Here is a 20085-nt window from a genome sequence, read left to right on the forward strand (position 1 = left end):
CCACTGCCGGTGTGACGGATGTCTCGCCGCGGCCGCACGCGGCAGACACGCGCTGATAACATGGCCGCAACATCGGGTGACACACGATCGCGGCCCCGTTCGGAAGGACGCGACGCATCCGGCACTGAGGAGACGAGCTTGACGCCCGCAGAGCAGCGTTTCCATTTCATTTCCGGATTGCCGCGCTCGGGCTCGACGCTTCTGGCCGCACTGCTGCGACAGAACCCGCGTTTCCACGCCGGCATGACCAGCCCCGTCGGCGCGCTGTTCTCCGGCATGCTGAACCAGTTCAGCGCCGGCAGCGAGTTCGGCCCGGTGATCAGCGACGAACAGCGCCAGCGCCTGCTGGCCGGGCTGTTCACCAGCTATTACGCCGACCTCCAGGACAAGCGCGTGGTGTTCGACACCAACCGCCTGTGGTGCGCCAGGCTGCCCGCGCTGAAGCATCTGTTCCCCCAGGCCAAGGTCATCGCCTGCGTGCGCAACGTCGCCTGGGTGATGGACAGCATCGAACGCCTGTACCGCGCCAACCCGTACGAGAACACCAAGCTCTTCGGCGACGACGCCGAACGCAGCACCGTCTACAGCCGCGTCGAGACGCTCGCCCAGCGCAACCGCCTCGTCGGCTTCGCCTGGTCGGCGCTGAAGGACGCCTATTACGGCGAGCACGCCAGCTCGATGCTGGTCGTCGAATACGAGCTGCTGGCCCAGGCGCCTGAGAAGGTGCTGCGCCTGGTCTACGAGTTCATCGGCGAGCCGTGGTTCGAACACGACTTCGAGCACATCGAGTACGACGCGCCTGAGTTCGACCAGGCGCTGGGCGTGCGCGGGCTGCACAAGGTGCGGCCCCGGGTCGGCGTCGAACGGCGGCAGACCGTGCTGCCGCCCGATCTGTTCGAGCAGTACGCCAGCCTGAACTTCTGGCAGAACTCGCACAGCCAGGCTCACGTCATCCGCAGCGCGGCATCGGCGCCATCGAGCGCAAGCGCCCGCGCCATCACGCCGGCGAGCGGCATCGCCGGCTGAACCCTTCGAGGAATCGCGTCATGTGGTGGAACAAGGACCGACAAGCCCGGCCGGAAACGACCCGCCGGCCGGAACGCAAGGCGATGCCGACGCTGATGCGGGCGCTGGAGCCGCGCGTGATGTTCGACGGCGCTGCCGTCGCGACGGCGGCCGCCGCGCACCACGCCGATCCGGCACCGGACGTGCATGCCGCCGCCGAGCCGGCGCCGCACGACACGCCGGCCGCGGTGCAGCCGGCGCACGCGAGCGATGCGCGCAAGGAAATCGTCTTCGTCGACACCCGCACGCCGGACTACCAGTCGCTGCTGCAGGGCATCTCGCCCGACGCCGAGGTGGTGCTGCTCAGAACCGACCGCGACGGCGTGCAGCAGATCGCCGACGCGCTGGCCGGCCGCAGCGGCATCGACGCCGTGCACCTGATCTCGCACGGTGACGCCGGCGTGCTGCTGCTGGGCAACGGGCCGCTGTTCGAAGGCAATCTGGCACAGCACCGCGACCAGCTCCAGGCCATCGGCAAGGCGCTGAGCGCCGACGGCGACATCCTGCTGTACGGCTGCGACATCGGCGCCGGCAGCGAGGGCCGGGCCTTCCTGTCGCATCTGGCGGCCCTGACCGGCGCGGACGTCGCGGCATCGGACGACGGCACCGGCGGCGCGGCCAAGGGCGGCAACTGGGAGCTGGAAGTCACGACCGGAGCGGTGGCCGCCAGCCACGCGCTGGACCTGGCCGCCCTCGGGAGCTACGACCACCTGCTGGAGACCACGTCGGTCAGCACCCTCGCCCAGTTGAAGAGCGCCATCGCCACGGGTGTTGGCGACAACGTCGACGACGTGATCACGCTCACCGGCAACATCACCTTCACCGGCTTCAGCGACACCATCTCCATCAACGTCACCGACGGCCACACCCTGCAGATCGTCGGCGGTGGCTTCGCCATCGACGGGGCCAACAAGGCCCGGGTCCTGAACGTCAACACCACGGGCGCCAACTCCCAGGTCGCGCTGGACAACATCACCATCCGCAATGGCCTGATCGTCGGCAACGGTGGCAACGAGAACTCGGCCGCATCCGATAGCGTGGGTGCCGGTATCTACAACGCGGGCATCCTGACCATCACCAACAGCACCATTACCGGCAACAAGGCGTCCGGTGGCGGTGGTGGTGGTGGCGACTCCGGTGGCTACTACGGTGGCGGCGGTGGCGGCGGCGGCGGTTTCGGGAGCACCTCCGGCGGCTCCGGCGGTAGCAGTGCTGGTGCCGGCGTCTCACCCACGCCCGCTTCCGGCATCAACGGGGGCAATGGCGCGGGCGGTACCAGCTCCTTCGGTGGGCGTGGCGGCGGCGCGGCCGGCGGCGCGGGGGGCAGCTACAGCGGTGACGGCAACAGCACCACCGGTTACACCGCAGGGGGCGGGGGTGGGTCGGCCAACAACGGCAGCACCAGCATTGGCGGCGGCGGCGGCGGCGGTGGTGTCGCTGCGGTCGGCGGCAAGGGGGGCGCCGCTGCAGGGGGCATCTTCAACGCCAGCAGCGGCATCCTGACCATCGTCAACAGCAGCCTGACCAACAACCTGGGGGCTGGTGGTGGTGGCGGTGGCGGTGTCTCCAGCGACGCGGCCACAGGTCCTGGCAACAGGGTGGGCAATGGCGGGGCGGGCGGTGCCGGGGTCGGTGCCATCTGGAACTCCGGCGGCACGGTGCGGATGGACAGCACCAGTTTCAACACCCTCGTCATCGGCAACGCCGGTGCGGGCGGCCTGGGCGGCAAGGCGGCCGGCGGCACGAACGTCAACGGTGCCGACGGCGCGTCCACCTCGACCATCTACACCACCAACGGCGGCACCACCGATACCAGCTACAACCCCAACGCCACGCCGACCGTCGGCAACCTCAACGGCGACAGCATCGCCTGGGGTGGCGTGGGCAATACCGTGCGCCTGGACGCGGGCGGCAACGCCAGCCTGGCCGATGCCGAGCTGGGGGCGCTGAACAGCGGCAACGGCAACTGGTCCGGCGCCAGCCTGGTGATCCAGCGCAACGGCACGGCGGTGGGCACGGACGTGCTGGGATTCGACACCTCCGGTGCGCTGTTCACCGTCAGCGGCAGCAACCTGCAGTCGGGCGGGCTGACCTTCGCCACCTTCACCAACACCGGCGGCGTGCTGACCGTCAGCTTCACCAGCAGCGGCACCGCGGCCACCACCGCACTGGTCAACGACGTGGCGCAGCGCATCACCTACCGCAGCGACACGCCGGCCGGCGACGCCAACGTCAAGTTCACCGTCAACGACGGTGCCGGCGCCAGCGCCACCGCCAACGTCACGGTGGCCAGCGACACCATCTACGTCACCAACACCACCGACACCGCGACCATCGACGCCAGCAACGGCACGAGCTTCAGCGAGGCCGTGGCCATCGCCGCGGCCGACAGCACCGGTACCCAGACCATCGTCTTCGCCAGCAGCCTGGCCGGGCAGACGCTGAACCTCAACGCCGTGTCGATCAACGAGAGCCTGACGCTCGACATGGACCAGGCCAGCGGCCTGACCCTCACCAGCGGCACCATCACGCTGGGCGGGGGCACCACGCAGACCTTCAGCCACGGTGCCGGCGACACCGCGACCATATCCAGCGTCATTGCCGGCAGCGGCGCCCTGACCAAGGCCGGTGCCGGCACCCTGACCCTCTCCGGTGCCGGCAACACCTTCACCGGTGCCACCACCCTCAGTGCCGGCACCCTGACGGTGAGCGCCGGGGATGCGCTCTCCAGCAACACCAGCGTGTCGATCGCGGCGGGTGCCACCCTGGCCCTGGCCAGCAACGAAACGTTGGGCAACCTCTCCGGTGCCGGCTCGGTGACGCTCGGCAGTTTCAGCCTCACCAGCACCCAGAGCGCGGACACCACCTTCTCCGGCTCCATCAGCGGCACCGGCGGGGTGACCATCAACCAGGCCGGTGCCGCCACCTACTCGACGACCTTCTCCGGCACCAACACCTACACCGGGTCCACCATCCTGGCGAACTACGGTTGGCTGAAGCTCAGTGGCGACGCCTCCATGTCCAACAGCAGCGCCGTGCGGGTCAACGGCAGCAGCGTCCTGACACTGCAGTCGGACCAGACCATCGGCAGCCTGGCGAGCAACAACGCCAACGCCAGCATCCAGTTGGGCAGCTACACCCTGACCGCCGGGGGCGACAACACGGCCACCACCGTCACCGGGGTGATCTCCGGCACCGGCTCGCTGGTCAAGCAGGGCAGCGGCACCCTGACCCTCTCCGGCAGCAACACCTACGGCGGCACCACCACCGTCTCCACCGGCACCCTGTCGATCGCCAGTGACGGCAACCTGGGCAGCGGGACCGTCAACCTGGCGGGGGGAAGCGTGCTCAACGTCTCGGGCGCCACCACCATCGACAACGCCATCGTCCTGACCGGCAACAGCAGCATCGGCAACAGCAGCGCCGTCACCCTGAGTGGTGCCATCAGCGGTGCCTACGACCTGACGAAAACCGGCAGCGGCAACCTGACCCTGTCCGGCAGCAACAGCTATGGCTCCACCTACGTGAGTGCCGGCACGCTGAGCGTGAGCAGCGACGGCAACCTGGGCTCGGGCGCGGTCAACCTGGCCGCCGGCACCACCCTGGCACTCACCGGCGCCACCACCGTCGACAACGCCATCGTCCTCGGTGGTGATGCCACGGTCAGTGCAGCGGCCAACGCCACCCTGTCCGGGGTGATCAGCGGTGCCTACACCCTGACCAAGGCGGGCGCCTCGACGCTGACCCTGTCCGGTGCCAACACCTATGGCGCCACCACCGTCAGCGCCGGCACCCTGAGCGTCGCCAGCGACGCCAACCTGGGCAGCGGGACCCTGACCCTGGGCTCCGGTTCGACCCTGGCGGTGACCAGCGCCGGGACCCTCGACAACGCCATCGCCCTCGGCGGCAACGCCACGGTGGACACCGCCGCCGACACGACGCTCTCCGGCGTCATCAGCGGCAGCAACAGCCTGAGCAAGACCGGCAGCGCCGTGCTGACCCTCACCGGCAGCAACACCTACAGCGGCAGCACCAGCATCAACGCCGGCACCCTGAGCGTCGCCAGCGACGCCAACCTCGGCGCCGGGGCTCTCAACCTGGCCAACGGCAGCACGCTGCAGATCACCGGCAGCACCACCATCGACAACGCTCTGGCGCTGACCGGCCTGGTCACGATCAATGCCGGCGCCGCCTCGACCCTGTCCGGCGTCATCAGCGGCACCGGCAACCTGACCAAGACCGGCTCCAGCAGCCTGACCCTGTCCGGCAGCAACACCAACTCCGGCGCCACCACGGTGTCCGCCGGCAGCCTGGTGGTCAACGGCAGCACCAGCAGCGCCACCACCGTGGCCAGCGGCGCCACGCTGGCCGGCGGCGGCACCCTGGGCGGCGACGTCACCGTGCAGAGCGGCGGCACGCTGTCGCCGGGCAGCGCGGGCGCCGGCACGCTCACCGTCAACGGCAACCTGACCCTGGCCTCGGGCAGCACGCTGGCCCTGGACATCAATGGCAGCACCGCCGGCACCGGCTACGACCGCGTGGTGGTCAACGGCAACGTCGACGTCTCCGGTGCCACACTGGCGGTGACCCACGGCTACGCGGCCGCCAGCGGCGACAGCTACACGGTGATCGTCAACGACGCCGCCGACAGCGTCGTCGGGACCTTCGCCGGCATCAGCGAGGGCGGCAAGTTCAACGCGGCGGGCGACGGCACCGAGCTGACCACCAGCTACATCGGCGGCAGCGGCAACGACCTGACGCTCACCGCGCCGATCGCCCCGACCGTGACCAGCGTCTCGTCGAGCAGCGCCAATGGCAGCTACAAGATCGGCGACGTCATCACCATCACCGTGCGCTTCGACAGCGCGGTGAACGTGACCGGCACGCCGACGCTGACGCTGGAGACCGGCGCCACGGACCGGGTGCTGAACTACGTCTCGGGCTCGGGCACCGACACGCTGAGCTTCAGCTACACCGTGCAGGCCGGCGACAGCTCCGCCGACCTCGACGTCGTCTCCAGCTCGGCCCTGAGCCTCAACGGCGGCAGCATCCGGGACGGCGCCAACCAGGCGGCCATCCTGACGCTGCCGACCCCGGGCGCCGCCGGCTCCCTGGGCGCCAACAAGGCGCTGGTGGTCGACGGCGTGCGCCCGCTCGCCAGCAGCATCACCGTCAGCGACACGGCGCTGCGCATCGGCGAGACGGCGACCGTCACCATCAGCTTCAGCGAGGCGGTCATCGGCCTGGACATCGCCGACTTCAGCGTGGCCAACGGCAGCCTCGCCGGCCTCAGCAGCAGCGATGGCGGCCTGACCTGGACGGCGACCTTCACCCCAGGCACCAACGTCAGCGATGCCAGCAATCTGATCACCCTCGACAACACCGGGGTGATGGACCAGGCGGGCAACGCCGGCAGCGGCAGCACCGACTCGGGCAACTACGCCATCGACACCCAGCGGCCGACGGCCAGCATCGTGGTCGCCGACAACGCGCTGAAGGTCGGCGAGACCAGCACCGTCACCATCACCTTCAACGAGGCGGTGACCGGGCTGACGACGGCGGACTTCCTGGTCGACAACGGCAGCCTCAGCGGCCTCGCGACCAGCGACGGCGGCGTCACCTGGACCGCGACGCTGACGCCGAGCGCCAGTGTCACCGACACCAGCAACCTGGTGACGCTGGACAACACCGGTGTGCAGGACCTGGCGGGCAACGCCGGCCTCGGCACCACCGACTCCAACAACTACGCCATCGACACCCAGCGCCCGACGGCCAGCATCGTGGTCGCCGACAGCGCGCTGAAGGCCGGGCAGACCACGACGGTCACCATCAGCTTCAGCGAAGCCGTGACCGGGCTGAGCACGGCCGACTTCAGCGTCGCCAACGGCACGCTCACCGACCTCGCCAGCAGCGACGGCGGCCTGACCTGGACCGCGACCCTGACGCCGGCGGCCGAGGTCGTCGACAGCACCAACCTCGTCACCCTGGACAACACCGGCGTGACCGACCTGGCCGGCAACGCCGGCCAGGGCAGCACCGACTCCAACAACTACGCGCTCGAGACCACGCGGCCGACGGCCAGCATCGCCATCGCCGACAGCGCGCTGAAGATCGGCGAGACGACGACCGTCACGATCAGCTTCAGCGAAGCCGTCAGCGGCCTGACGACGGCGGACTTCACGGTGGCCAACGGCACGCTGAGCGACCTGGCCACCGCCGACGGCGGCCGCACCTGGACCGCCACGCTGACGCCCACCGCCGACGCCCAGGCCGGCAGCAACGTCATCACGCTCGACAACACCGGTTACGCCGACGCAGCCGGCAACACCGGCAGCGGCACGACGACGTCCGCCGGCTACGCCGTCGACACGCTGCGCCCGACGGCCAGCATCACGATCGCCGACAGCGCGCTGAAGGCCGGCGAGACGAGCACCGTCACGATCAGCTTCAGCGAGGCGGTGAGCGGCCTGACGACCGCCGACTTCACGGTGGCCAACGGCACGCTGAGCGGCCTGGCCTCCAGCGACGGCGGCATCACCTGGACGGCGACGCTGACGCCCGGCGCCGACTTGAGCGATGCGAGCAACGTCATCACGCTGGACAACACCGGCGTCGCCGACGCCGCCGGCAACAGCGGCTCAGGCACGACGAACTCGGCGAACTACACGATCGACACGCAGCGGCCGACGGCCGGCATCGCCATCGCCGACACGGCGCTGAAGGCCGGCGAGACGACGACCGTGACGATCAGCTTCAGCGAAGCCGTGAGCGGCCTGACGACGGCCGACTTCACGGTCGCCAACGGCACGCTGAGCAACCTCGCCTCCAACGACGGCGGCCTCACCTGGACCGCGACGCTGACGCCCGGCGCCGACTTGAGCGACGCCAGCAACGTCATCACGCTGGACAACACCGGGTACACCGACGCAGCCGGCAACACCGGCACCGGCACGACGAGCTCGGCCAACTACGCGGTCGACACGCAGCGGCCGACGGCCAGCATCGTCGTCGCCGACACCACGCTGACGGCCGGCGAGACGACGACCGTGACGATCAGCTTCGACGAGGCCGTCAGCGGCCTGACGACGGCGGACTTCACCGTCGCCAACGGCACGCTGAGCAACCTCGTCTCCAACGATGGCGGCCTGACCTGGACCGCCACGCTGACGCCCACCGCCGGCGCCCAGGCCGGCAGCAACCTCGTCACGCTGGACAACACCGGCTACACGGACGCCGCCGGCAACACCGGCACCGGCAGCACGCGCTCCAACGGCTACGCCGTCGACACGCTGGCACCGGCTGCGACAGGCCTCGTGCGCGCCGATCCCTCGCCCAGCAACGCCGACTCGCTGCGCTTCACGATCAGCTTCAGCGAAGCGGTCGCCGGCGTCGACGCCGCCGACTTCGCGCTCGTCGCCACCGGCTCGGCGGGTGGCCGCATCGCCTCGGTCATCCAGGTCGACGCCAGCACCTACACGGTGCTCGTGGCCGACGTCAGCGGCGCCGGCAGCCTGAGCCTGGAGCTGCAGGGCGGCCCCGGCATCCGCGACGCCGCCGGCAATGCGCTCGTCGCCGGACTGCGTGGCGAGGCCTATGTCGTCGACCGCGTCGCGCCGACGGTCGGTTCGGTGGGCCTGCCGTCCGACGGCCTCTACGGCAGCGGCCAGAAGCTGGACTTCAGCCTGCGCTTCAGCGAGGCCGTCGAGATCGACACGAGCCAGGGCTCGCCGCGGCTGGCGATCACGCTGCAGAGCGGCGCCACCGTGTACGCCGAGTACCAGGGCCTCACCGGCGGCGACACGCTGAGCTTCCGCTACACCGTGCAGCAGGGCCAGATGGCGCAGTCGGGCATCACGATCGCCGGGCTGCAGGCCAACGGCGCCGTCGTGCGCGATCTGCTCGGCAACCCGATGAACTCGGCCGCACTGCCGCCGGTGGACACCAGCGGCATCCGCGTCAGCGCGCCGGTGGTGCCGCAGCCGCCGGTGCCGACCCCACCCGAGGCCGAGACCGAACCGCCGGCACCGCCGCCGCCGGTCAGCCTGCCGTCCTACACCTATGGCAGTTCGACCACCGAAACCGGCGCCGGCCTTCCCGCCGACGCCGGTCTGCACACGCTGGCCACCAACCCGGCGAGCACTGCCGGCCTGCCGACGACGCTGGCCGCCGGCCTGTCCGTCGGGCCCTCGGCCCCGCGCAACGACGGCTCGCCCGGCACGGCGCCGGGTGGACTCGCGGGCGACGGCAGCGACAGCCGCTACGCCAACCCGCTGCCGCCGGCCCCAGGCCTGAACGCTCTGCCCGACCTGGGCAGCCGCAGCTTCGTCGCCGGCCAGCCTTTCAGCTACACGCTGCCGCGCGACACCTTCTTCAGCGCCGACCCCGGCGCCGCGCTGACGCTCAGCGCGCGCATGAGCGACGGCCGGCCGCTGCCCGACTGGCTGCGTTTCGACCCGGTGACCGGCACGCTGTCGGGCGAGCCGCCGCGCGGCTGGCAGGGCCGGATCGAAGTCGAGGTCATCGCCCGCGACGCCAAGGGCAACCAGGCGGTGACGCGCGTGCGGCTCGACGATGCCGCACGCGGCGACACCGCCCCGCGCGACAAGACCGTGCCGCAGCGCAGCGGCCAGGCCGAGCCCGGTGCCGACGCCGCCGCCCTGGCGGCGCTGGCCGGACTGCCGGCCCCCGAGCCCGAGGCCCCGCCGCTGGGCAAGCCCTCGCTGTCCAGCCAGTTCGAGCGTTTCGGCCGCCACGCCCGCCAGGCCGAAGCGGCGCAGCTGCTGCACCACCTTCAGAAGCAAACCGCGGCCGCCCCCGCGCGCGAAGCCCACCATGTCTGACGACCAAACCCTCCGGATGACCGCCCCAGCCACGGCCGCCCCGCGCCGCCGCCCGCGCCTGCCGGCGCGCACGCTGACCGCCCTGGCCGCCGGCAGCGTGCTGGCCGGCTGTGCCGTGCAACCGGTGCCGATGACCAGCGACGAAGCGCGCGCGGCGCTGGCCGAACAGCGCAGCGTCATGTTCGCCGACCAGCCGGCGCTGGAAGCGCCGCTGACGCTGGAAGAAGCCGCCGCCCGCACGCTCAAGTACAACCTGGACCACCGCGTCAAGCTGATGGAGCAGGCGCTGTCGCAGCGCCAGCTCGACCTCGCGAGCTTCGACCTGCTGCCCAAGCTGGCGGCCGACGCCGGCTACTCGTGGCGCAGCAACGAACGCGCCTCGTCCTCGCGTGACCTGGTCACCGGCGAGCAGTCGCTGGTGCCCTCGACCTCATCCGAACGCGTGCACGACACCGCCGGCCTGACGCTCAGCTGGAACGTGCTCGATTTCGGCGTCAGCTACTACGGCGCCAAGCAGCAGGCCGACCGCGTGCTGGTCATGCGGGAGCGCCGCCGCAAGGTGGTGCACCAGCTGATGCAGCAGCTGCGCCAGGCCTACTGGCAGGCCGTCGGCGCGCAGCAGGTCGAAGGCAAGATCCAGCCGCTGCTGGAGATGACACGCAGCGCGCTGGCCGACTCGCGCCGCATCGAGCGCGAGAAGCTGCTGCCGCCGCTGGAGGCGCTGAACTACCAGCGCCAGCTGCTGGAGCTGGTGCGCCAGCTCGAGGCCGTGCGCGACGAGCTCGCCCAGGCCAAGCCGCGGCTGGCGGCGATGATGAACGTCGCACCCAGCCTGCCGTTCACGCTGGCCGCGCCCGAGGCGCTGCCGCTGCCGCGCCTGGCCGTCGAGCCCGCGGCGATGGAAGAGACCGCGCTGCTGCAGCGCCCGGAGATGGTCGAGGCCGGCTACCAGGAACGCATCAGCCTGCTCGAGACGAAGAAGGCGCTGGCGCGCGTGCTGCCGGGCGTCAGCATCGAGCTCGGCGCGCAGTACGACAACGACAGCTACCTCGTGAACAACAGCTGGCGCGAGACCGGCCTGCGCGTCAGCTGGAACCTGCTGAACCTGCTCAACTACGGCAACATCCGCGACGCCGCGCAGGCCCAGCACGAGATCGCACGCCAGCAGCGCCTGGCGCTCTCGATGGCGGTGCTGACCCAGGTGCACATCGCCTACCGCGACCTGCAGGGCCGGCAGCGCCAGTACGAGCTCGCCGACGAGCTGAACCAGGTCGACCAGGGCATCCTGGAGCACACGCGCAACGCCGCCGCCGCCAGCGCGCAAGGCCAGCTCGCGGCGATCCGCGCGCAGGCCGGCGCCGTGATGTCCGAGCTGCGCCTGTACCAGAGCTACGGCGCGCTGCAGAACGCCTACGGCCAGATGCTGATGACGCTGGGCCAGGATCCGCTGCCCGACACCCTGCCCGCGCACGACCTGGCGACGCTGCGCGCGGCGTTCGCCGAACGTGAACGGCAAGCGCAGCCCGCCCAGAAACAGCCTTGATGCCGATGATCCCCTGCCGTACCGCCGCCGTCGTGCTGGCGTTGTGCACCGGCGCTGCCGCCCAGGCCCAGGGCGGCGGCAAGAACTTCGCCGAACCCGACCGCGACGGCCGCATCCGCACCCAGCTCGCCGCACGCGAGACGGCGGTCGTCTCCAGCGAGCTGAACGCCAGGATCGCGCGCCTGCCGCTGAAGGAAGGCGACGCGTTCCGCGCCGGCCAGACGCTGGTCGCCTTCGACTGCTCGCTGTTCGAGTCGCAGTTGCGCAAGGCCGAGGCCAGCCACGAGGCGGCGCGCAAGCTGCTGGCCGTCAACCAGCGCCTGGCCGAGCTGAACTCGGCCGGCCGGCTGGAAGTCGAGCAGGCCGAGGCCAAGGTCAAGGAGAGCGCCGCCGAGGCCGCCTACGTGCGCGCCACGGTCGCCAAGTGCAGCATCGGCGCGCCGTTCGCCGGCCGCGTGGCCAGGCGCCTGGCCACCGCCTCCGAGTTCGCGACGCCGGGCAAGCCGCTGCTGGAGATCGTCGACAGCGGCCCGCCCGAGCTGCAGCTCATCGTGCCCTCGCGCTGGCTGGCCAAGCTGAAGGTCGGCAGCGCCTTCAGCGTCAGCGTCGACGAACTCGGCCAGAGCTTCCCGGCCAAGGTCGTGCGCCTGGGCGCGCGCATCGACCCGGTGAGCCAGTCGGTGGCGATCACCGGGCAGATCGTCGGCCAGCATCCGGGCCTGCTGCCGGGCATGAGCGGCTGGGCCAGCTTCACCGGGCTGCAGTGAACCAGGATCCGGCCGTCCAGGCCTTGCTGGGCCTGCTGCAGCTCGCACGCCGCGCCCGCGAGGCGGCCAGCGTCGAGGCCCTGGGCTTCGTCGTCGTCAACGAGACGCTGAACCTGCTGCCCTACCGCCAGGCCGCGCTGTGGAGCGAGGCCGGTCTGGGCCGCGTCGTCGCCGTCTCCGGGCTGCCGCAGGTGGACCCGAACGCGCCCTATCTGCAGTGGCTCGGCCGGCTGTGCCGGGCCCTGGCCAAGACCCGGGAGCCGGCCGCGCTGGACGCCGCGACCGCACCCGCGGGCTGCGGCGCCGACTGGGCCGAATGGCTGCCGCCGCACGCGCTGTGGCTGCCGCTGTCGGGCCACGGCGAGCAGCTCGACGGCGGCCTGCTGCTGGCGCGCGAGACGCCGTTCGGCGAGCACGAGCGCGCGACGCTGACCGAGCTCGCCCACGCCTACGGCCACGCGCTGGCGAGCTTCCGCCCGCGCGAGCATCTGGGCGCGCGGCTGAAGACCGTGCTGCGCCCGGGCAGGACCCAGCGCCGCGTGCTCGTCGGCCTGGCGCTGGCGAGCCTGATCCCGGTACGGCTGACGGTGCTGGCGCCGGCCGAGGTCGCCTCGCGCGAACCCTTCCTGGTGCGGGCGCCGCTGGACGGCGTCATCGAGCGTTTCCACGTCCGCCCCGACCAGGCGGTGCAGGCCGGCAGCCCGCTGTTCGACCTGGACACCGCGGCGCTGCAGACACGCCGCGCGGTGGCCCAGCGTGCGCACGACACGGCGCTGGAGGAGTACCGCCAGTCGGCGCAGCTCGCCGTCACCGACGACAAGGGCCGGCTCAAGCTCGGCCAGGCGCGCGGCGAGCTCGACCAGCGGGCGCTGGAGCTGCGCTACCTGTCGGAACAGCTGGAGCGTGTGCAGGTCAAGGCCGAGCGTGCCGGCGTCGCGGTGTTCGGCGACGTCAACGACTGGCAGGGCAAGACGGTGGCGATCGGCGAGAAGGTGATGCTGCTGGCCGACCCGGCCAAGGTCGAACTCGTCGCCCGGATGCCGGCGGCCGAGCAGATCCTGCTGGCCCCCGGCGAGACCGTCACGCTCTACCCCGACGCCAGCCCGACCGAGGCCTACGACGCACGCATCGTCGGCGTGTCCTACAGCGCCGAGCCCACCGAGCAGGGCGTGCTGGCCTACCGCGTGCGCGCCGAGTTCGCCGCCGGCCAGCCGCTGCCGCGGCTGGGGCTGCGCGGCACGGCGCGGCTGTCGGGCCCTTGGGTGCCGTTCGCCTACTACGCGCTGCGCCGGCCGATCGCCGCCACGCGCCAGTGGCTGGGCTGGTGAAGCCGGCGATGCTGCCGCCGCTGCGCCAGGACCTCGGCCTGCACCCGGGGCCGACGGCCGACGACGGCACGCCGACCTGGACGCTGCACGACCCGGCCGCGCACCGCTTCTACGAACTCTCCTGGCCGGCCTTCGAGCTGCTGTCGCGCTGGCCGCTGGGCAGCGCCGACGCCGTGCTGCAGGCCGTCGAGCGCGAGACCACGCTGCGCCTGGGCCCCGAAGACCTGCAAGCGCTGCTGCAGTTCCTCGCCAGCCACCACCTGCTGCTGGCGCACAGTGTCGAACACAGCGCCCGGCTGGCGCACGCTGCCGCAGCCGGCCGCAGCAGCCACACGATGTGGCTGCTCAAGCACTACCTGTTCTTCCGCGTGCCGCTGCTGCGGCCCGAGCCGCTGCTGGCCTGGCTGGCGCGCCACACCGGCTGGCTGTACCGCCCGGCGTTCTGGTGGGCCGTCGGCGGCGCGGCGCTGCTCGGGCTGTTCCTCGCCTCGCGGCGCTGGGACGAGTTCACGCACACCTTCGCGGCCTACGGCAGCTGGTCGGGGCTGCTGGCCATCGGCGTCGCGCTCAGCGTCGCCAAGGTGCTGCACGAGTTCGGCCACGCCGTCACCGCCTACCGCTACGGCTGCCGCGTGCCGACGATGGGCGTGGCCTTCCTCGTGCTGTGGCCGGTGCTCTACACCGACACCAACGAGGCCTGGAAGCTCACGCGCCGCGGCCAGCGGCTGCGCATCGCCGCCGCCGGCATGCTGGCCGAGCTGGCGCTGGCCGCCGTCGCCACGCTGGCCTGGAGCTTCCTGCCCGACGGGCCGCTGCGCTCAGGCGTCTTCCTGCTGGCCACCAGCAGCTGGCTGGTCACGCTGGGCGTCAACGCCAGCCCCTTCATGCGTTTCGACGGCTACTTCCTGCTCGCCGACGCGCTGAACACGCCCAATCTGCACGAACGCTCGTTCGCGCTCGGCCGCTGGTGGCTGCGCGAACGCCTCTGGGGCCTGGGCGACCCGGTGCCCGAGCTGCTGCCGCCGGCGCGGCAGCGGCTGCTGGTCGCTTTCGCCTTCGCGACCTGGCTGTACCGGCTGGTGCTGTTCTTCGGCATCGCGCTGCTCGTCTACCACCTGTTCTTCAAGGCGCTGGGCCTGGTGATGATGGCCGTCGAGCTGGGCTGGTTCATCGTGCTGCCGGTCTGGCGCGAGCTGCGCGTGTGGTGGGCGCGGCGCGCCGAGCTGCACTGGAACCGCAGCACGCGGCGCAGCGCCGCGCTGGCCGGCGCACTGCTGCTGGTGCTGCTGCTGCCCTGGCGCGGCGGCGTGCAGGCGCCGGCGGTGCTGAGCCACGGCGAGCAGCAGGCGCTGTACGCCGCCGAGACCGCGCGCCAGCGGGGCGCGGCGGTGGCCGAAGGCAGCCGCGTCGCCGCCGGTCAGTTGCTGATGCGGCTGCAGTCGCCCGAACTGGAACAGCGGCTCGAAGCCGCGGCGCTGCAGGAGGCGCTGCTGCGCTGGCAGGTCGAGCAGCAGCCGCTGGACAGCCGGCTGCAGCAGGAAGGCCAGGCGCTGCACCAGCGCTGGCAGGCCGCACGCGAGGAGGTCGCCGGACTGAGGCGCCAGCGCGAACAGCTCGCCGTGCGCGCGCCCTTCGCCGGCACCGTCGTCACGGCGCACCCGATGCTGGCCGACGGCACCTGGTTCACACGCGGCGAGAAGCTGTTCCAGATCGTCGGCGACGGCGACACGCTGAAGGTCGAGGCTTTCGTCGGCGAATCCGACTACGCCCGGCTGCGGCGCGAGGGCCCGCAGCGCGCCGGCGCCCGTTTCGTCGCCGACCTGCCCGAGTTCGGCAGCGTGCGCTGCACGGCGCTGCAGCTCGAGTCGGTCAACCTGCGCAGCCTGCCGCAGCCCTACCTGGCCAGCGTCTACGGCGGCCCGATCAACAGCGTGCGCGACGGGGCCGAACTGCGCCCGCTGGGCGCCACCTACCGCGCGCGGCTGACGCAGTGCGAAGCACGGCCGCTGGCCCGCGAACTGCCCGGCCGCGTGCGCCTGGAAGGCGCGGCGCGCAGCCTGGCCGGCGAAGGCTGGGACTGGCTGCTGGCGCTGTGGCGGCGCGAAGGCGGGCTCTGACACGGCGGTCGCGGCCGGCACGGAACGCTGCGCGTGCCCGTCTGGCGGCCCGCTCGAAGGAATCGGGCGCCAACTTGCTCGGCCATCAAGGCTCGCCGTGCAAGACTTTGATCATCTGCAGAACGGGAAGTCCCGGCCGCCAGAGCCCGGCAAACACCTCCAGCTCCTCATAGCCCAGGGCCTTGTAGAAGGAACGTGTCTCGGCGTACTCGGGGCTCGGATGCCCGGCGGCCACCGTCTTGACCTGCAGGTGGCGCGCACCCTGCGCGAGCAGCCAGTGCTCGGCGTGCCGGTGCAGCTGCCGCCCGACGCCTGTCAAGCGACATCGAGAACTGACCCCCCGGCGACATCCAGAAGTGACCCCCGGGTGGTGGTTCAGTTGGTTGTTGCGGGGTTCGCTCCGGCCTGGTTAACCAGGCCGGAGCGGCGCTTGGTCCGCAGCCGGTAGCTGTCGCCGCGGATGGTGAGGACGTGGCTGTGGTGCAGCAGCCGGTCGAGGATGGCGGTGGCGACGACGGCGTCGCCGAAGACGCCGCCCCACTCGGCCACCGAGCGGTTGCTGGTCACGAGCATCGAGCCGCGCTCGTAGCGGCGGCTTACGAGCTGGAAGAACAGGTGTGCGGCGTTGGCCTCGAACGGCAGGTAGCCGAGTTCGTCGACGACCAGCAGCTTGGGCTTGGCGAAGTGCACGAGCTTCTCCTCCAGCCGGCCTTCGACGTGCGCCCGCACCAGCTGCGTCACCAGGCTCGTCGCTGGCACGAAGAGCGTGCTGTAGCCGCGCACGATGGCCTCGCGCCCGAGAGCGACAGCCAGGTGCGTCTTGCCGACGCCGGGCGGCCCGAGCAGCAGCACGCTGTCGCCGTTGGCAACCCAGCGCGAGGTGGCCAGCTCGCGGATCTGCTTGGGGTCCACCGACGGCTGCGCGTCGTACTCGAAGCCCTCCAGCGTGCGCACGCAGGGGAACTTGGCGATGGACATGCCCATCTGGATGCGCCGCTCGTCCTTGCGGGCGACCTCGGCCGCGCACAGCATCGACAGCGCCTCGCGCAGGTTCAGCTCGGCCCGCGCGGCCTGGTCCAACAGCGTGTCGAGCTGGTCTCGGATGGCGGTGAGCTTGAGCCGCGTAAGCATGGGCTCGAGCGCGTCGAGTTCCTCGGTCTTCTTCGACGCGGCCATCACCAGCTTCCTCCGGCGACGGCCTCGTACTGATCGAGCGGGCGCTGCAACTCGCCAGGCACCGGGGCTATCGGCGGCGGCATCTTCGGTAGCCACGTCATCCCGGCCAACTGGCCGCCGACGATGCCCACCAGGTGGCTGCGCTCGATGACGCTGCAGCGCCGCAGCGCGCTCTGCGCGTGGCAGGCCACTTCCTGGCCGGCGTAGAGCACTCGCACCTGACGCTCGGCGACGACGACGGTGACCGTCTCGCCGATGAGCCGCCACGGCACGCTGTAGCGGTTGGTGTCCAGCTCGATACAGGCGTCGGTGTGCACGCGCCGCGTGACCTCGCGCACCTGCAGGAACGGCGCCTTGGACGGCAGCGGCCGCAACGCGGCGCGCTCGTGCCGCTCGAAGCGCTGCAGCGGCGGCTCGCCGGTGCTGCCGTGGATGCGCACGTCGGCGACTTCGCGCACCCAGCGCTCCAGGTGCGCCTGCAGTTCCTCGACGCTGGCGAAGCGGTGCCCGGCGATGGCGTTGCGCTTGACGTAGCCGACGCCACGCTCGTCCTTGCCCTTGGTCCGCGCGCGATACGGCGCGCAGGCCCGCGGCGTGAAGTCCCAGTAACGGCAGAACGCGTGGAAGCGGTCGTTGAAGCGCACCTCGCGCGTCTGCGCGTTGTGCTCGGTGACCAGCGGCTTGGCGTTGTCCAGCAGGACTTCGTGCGGCACGCCGCCGAAGCGCCGGAAGGCGCCTTCCAGGCCGTGCAGCCACGACGACTGGCGCTCATGCAGGAAGACGGCGACGTGACAGCGCCGGCTGTAGCCGAGCGTGGCGACGAACAGGTGGATGCGCAGCGGCTCGCCGTCCACGATGACTGACGTGCTGCCGAAGTCGATTTGCAGTTGCTGGCCGGGCGCGGTCTCGTAGCGCACTGTGGCCACGCTCTCGGCCCGCAACTCCCGACGCAGCGGCTCGACGGCACGCTGGACGGTGCGCAGGCTCACGCGGATGCCCAGCTCTCGCTGCAGGTCCTGGCGCACGACGTCGGCGTTGCCGCGGTGCTGCCGCAGCCGCTCGGCCAGCCACTGCCGGTGCGGCTCCAGGACGCTCTCGCGGTGCGTCGTGCGCATCGGCCGCCAGCCGCCTTGCCGCAGGTACTCGCGCACCGTGTTGCGGCTGCAGCCCAGTTCCCGGCTGATGCGCTTGGCTCCCCATCCCAGCGCCTGCAGCGCCAGCATCTTCTGCACCTCCTGTGGCGCCAGCATCGTGTCGCTCCCCGGGCCTCGTTGGACCGGCTGAGCTTGGAACACTTCCTCCATCGACCTCTCCTTCGTCAGCGAAGGGGGTCAGTTCTCAATGACGCCAGGGGGGCAGTTTTGCGTGTCGCCCAACAACGCCTTTCGCGCGTGCGTCGGCTTGCACCGCCATGCAATGGACCTCCCATGACGCCGGGAAATGCTCCCGCAATGTCATGAAGGCGATCGCGCAGCCGCGCTCGGCAGCCCAGAAGGTGGGGAATCGCTGCGTGTCCTGCGCGTACCGGAGGAGAGCCGAGTCGACGCCGAACCAGCGCGGCAGGCTTCGCAGGATCCTCTGTGCATCGGCCACGGTGCCTGGCACCGGGCCATCCAGCTCCAAAGAGGTCTGATCTGTCATGGGCGGAGAGCTTATGCCGCTGGCCGTGGCGCTCCGACGGCTCCGCCGAAGCCGCGCGCAGCCCGTGCCCTGGCCCGCGGCGGCGACAGGCTGCCAGGCGATGCCCGCCGCACGCTTCGGCATCGGCCGAAGCATCTCGCCCGTCACCCGCCCGAGACTCCAGGCTCTTGTTCCGAACCCGAGAGCGACACCATGGCCATCACCTGCTTCATCCGTTATCAGATCGACCCCTTCCAGCGCGAAGCCTTCGAGCAGTACGCCCAGGCCTGGGGCCGGATCATTCCGCGCTGCGGCGGCAACCTGATCGGTTATTTCCTGCCGCACGAAGGCAGCAACGACGAGGCCTGCGGCCTGGTCGGCTTCGATTCGCTGGCAGCCTACGAACGCTACCGTGCGACGCTTCGGACCGATGCCGAAGGACATGCCAACTTCGAGTTCGCGCGGTCGCGGCGATTCATCGTCCGGGAACAGCGCAGCTGGCTGCAGGACGTCGATTCGACGCGCGATCTGGCAAGGCTGGTGGCGCCGTGATCGCGGTGATCTTCGAAGTCGAGCCCAGGGCCGGCGAGGCGGGCCGCTATCTGGGGCTGGCCGCCGCGCTGAAGTCCGAACTGGAGAGCATCGACGGCTTCATCTCGGTCGAACGGTTCGAGAGCCTGGTCCGGCCCGGGCGATACTTGTCGCTGAGCTTCTGGCGCGACGAGGCCTCGGTCCGGAGCTGGCGCTGCCACGGCATACACCGCCGCGCTCAGCAGGAGGGCCGCAGCCGCGTGCTCGCCGGCTACCGGCTGCGGGTTGCGGCGGTGGTCCGCGACTATGGATTGCACGAACGCGACGAAGCCCCGGCGGACTCGCTCGGCACGCTGATCTGAAAGCGATGAACACTCCGCACGAACCGCGTATGGCGCGCGTGGCGGCCGTCGTGGCCGACCCGGCGCGCTCGCGCATGCTGGCCTATCTGCTGGCCGGCGAATACGCCAGTGCCAGCGAGCTGGCCAAGGCGGCTTCCGTGACGCCTGCGACCGCCAGCGGCCACCTGGGCAAGCTGATGGACGCGAGGTTCGTGGTCTGCGAACCCAGAGGCCGTCACCGCTACTACCGCCTGGCCGACGCCGAAGTGGCGCATGCGCTCGAAGCGCTGGCGCTGATCGCCGAGCGTGACGAGCACGACCGCGCCTGGGCACCGCCGGAACGCACGCGCCTGCGGCTGGCACGCTGCTGCTACGGACACCTGGCCGGCAAGCTGGGCGTCTCGCTCTTCGACGCGCTGCAGCGGCAGCACGGGCTCGAATCGACGCCCAGCGGCTTCGAACTCACGGCCGCAGGCCGGGCATGGCTGGAAGGACTGGGCATGAATCCCGGCGCGCCCAGCAGCCGGCGGCGCTTCGCGTACCGCTGCCTGGACTGGTCCGAGCGCCGCGATCACCTCGCGGGCCAGCTCGCCGACGAGCTTTATCAGCATTTCACCGCCAAGGGCTGGCTGCGTCGCACGTCCGGCCGGGCGGTGGAGATCACCGTCAGCGGTCAACGAGAGCTGCTGCCCAGCCTCGGCGAAGCTGTCTGCTGAACGCGGCGGGCACAGGCATGCGCAGGTCACCGGGCCAACCC

At 71.3% G+C, this 20085-nt stretch carries 13 protein-coding genes; 9 read left to right on the forward strand and 4 right to left on the reverse strand.

Features of this window, described 5'->3' with window-relative positions; genetic code table 11:
• The first annotated feature begins 138 nt into the window (after positions 1 to 138).
• The 6 genes from RGE_RS18640 to RGE_RS18665 are packed head-to-tail and all read left to right on the forward strand — an operon-like array spanning position 139 to position 15660.
• A complete protein-coding gene (locus RGE_RS18640; RefSeq protein ID WP_014430009.1) occupies positions 139 to 1026 on the forward strand; it encodes a sulfotransferase family protein in 888 nt (295 codons plus the stop codon).
• A 20-nt stretch (positions 1027 to 1046) separates the two neighbouring features.
• Positions 1047 to 9905 (forward strand): Ig-like domain-containing protein, encoded by an 8859-nt coding sequence (locus tag RGE_RS18645; RefSeq protein ID WP_014430010.1) that lies wholly within the window; start codon positions 1047 to 1049, stop codon positions 9903 to 9905.
• A gap of 16 nt (positions 9906 to 9921) precedes the next feature.
• The gene (locus RGE_RS18650; RefSeq protein ID WP_014430011.1) at positions 9922 to 11448 is read left to right on the forward strand and encodes a TolC family protein; all 1527 of its coding nucleotides are present in this window, start codon (positions 9922 to 9924) and stop codon (positions 11446 to 11448) included.
• Between the two features lie 5 nt (positions 11449 to 11453).
• Complete coding sequence (locus RGE_RS18655) at positions 11454 to 12215, forward strand: efflux RND transporter periplasmic adaptor subunit (RefSeq protein WP_231384570.1); 762 nt, start codon at positions 11454 to 11456, stop codon at positions 12213 to 12215.
• Entirely contained in the window at positions 12212 to 13543 is a 1332-nt protein-coding gene (locus tag RGE_RS18660; protein ID WP_014430013.1) for an efflux RND transporter periplasmic adaptor subunit, read from the forward strand. Before RGE_RS18655 ends, RGE_RS18660 begins: the two co-directional genes overlap by 4 nt.
• An 8-nt stretch (positions 13544 to 13551) precedes the next feature.
• Positions 13552 to 15660: a site-2 protease family protein gene (locus RGE_RS18665; RefSeq protein ID WP_052311074.1), complete on the forward strand. Its 2109-nt coding sequence runs from the start codon at positions 13552 to 13554 to the stop codon at positions 15658 to 15660.
• 85 nt (positions 15661 to 15745) lie between these two features.
• Here RGE_RS18665 and RGE_RS18670 read toward each other — a convergent pair whose 3' ends face one another.
• From RGE_RS18670 to RGE_RS23385, 4 genes are all read right to left on the reverse strand, one after another.
• A complete protein-coding gene (locus RGE_RS18670; RefSeq protein ID WP_409077220.1) occupies positions 15746 to 16039 on the reverse strand; it encodes a GNAT family N-acetyltransferase in 294 nt (97 codons plus the stop codon).
• The gene (gene istB, locus RGE_RS18675; RefSeq protein WP_014426902.1) at positions 16036 to 16836 is read right to left on the reverse strand and encodes an IS21-like element helper ATPase IstB; all 801 of its coding nucleotides are present in this window, start codon (positions 16834 to 16836) and stop codon (positions 16036 to 16038) included. The genes RGE_RS18670 and istB overlap by 4 nt, the downstream gene beginning before the upstream one ends.
• Complete coding sequence (gene istA / locus RGE_RS18680; protein ID WP_014426901.1) at positions 16836 to 18086, reverse strand: IS21 family transposase; 1251 nt, start codon at positions 18084 to 18086, stop codon at positions 16836 to 16838. Before istA ends, istB begins: the two co-directional genes overlap by 1 nt.
• A gap of 88 nt (positions 18087 to 18174) precedes the next feature.
• Entirely contained in the window at positions 18175 to 18477 is a 303-nt protein-coding gene (locus RGE_RS23385) for a hypothetical protein (RefSeq protein WP_148280231.1), read from the reverse strand.
• A gap of 192 nt (positions 18478 to 18669) precedes the next feature.
• Between RGE_RS23385 and RGE_RS18690 the strand changes: the two genes are divergently transcribed.
• From RGE_RS18690 to RGE_RS18700, 3 genes are read left to right on the forward strand one after another with little or no spacing between them, the layout of a single operon-like run.
• Positions 18670 to 19008 (forward strand): NIPSNAP family protein, encoded by a 339-nt coding sequence (locus RGE_RS18690; protein ID WP_014430016.1) that lies wholly within the window; start codon positions 18670 to 18672, stop codon positions 19006 to 19008.
• Positions 19005 to 19349: an antibiotic biosynthesis monooxygenase family protein gene (locus tag RGE_RS18695; protein ID WP_014430017.1), complete on the forward strand. Its 345-nt coding sequence runs from the start codon at positions 19005 to 19007 to the stop codon at positions 19347 to 19349. The genes RGE_RS18690 and RGE_RS18695 overlap by 4 nt, the downstream gene beginning before the upstream one ends.
• A gap of 5 nt (positions 19350 to 19354) precedes the next feature.
• Positions 19355 to 20044: an ArsR/SmtB family transcription factor gene (locus tag RGE_RS18700; RefSeq protein WP_014430018.1), complete on the forward strand. Its 690-nt coding sequence runs from the start codon at positions 19355 to 19357 to the stop codon at positions 20042 to 20044.
• The last annotated feature ends 41 nt before the right edge of the window (positions 20045 to 20085 follow it).

It is taken from the genome of Rubrivivax gelatinosus IL144 (assembly GCF_000284255.1).
GTDB classification, from domain to species: Bacteria; Pseudomonadota; Gammaproteobacteria; order Burkholderiales; family Burkholderiaceae_C; genus Rubrivivax; species Rubrivivax gelatinosus_A.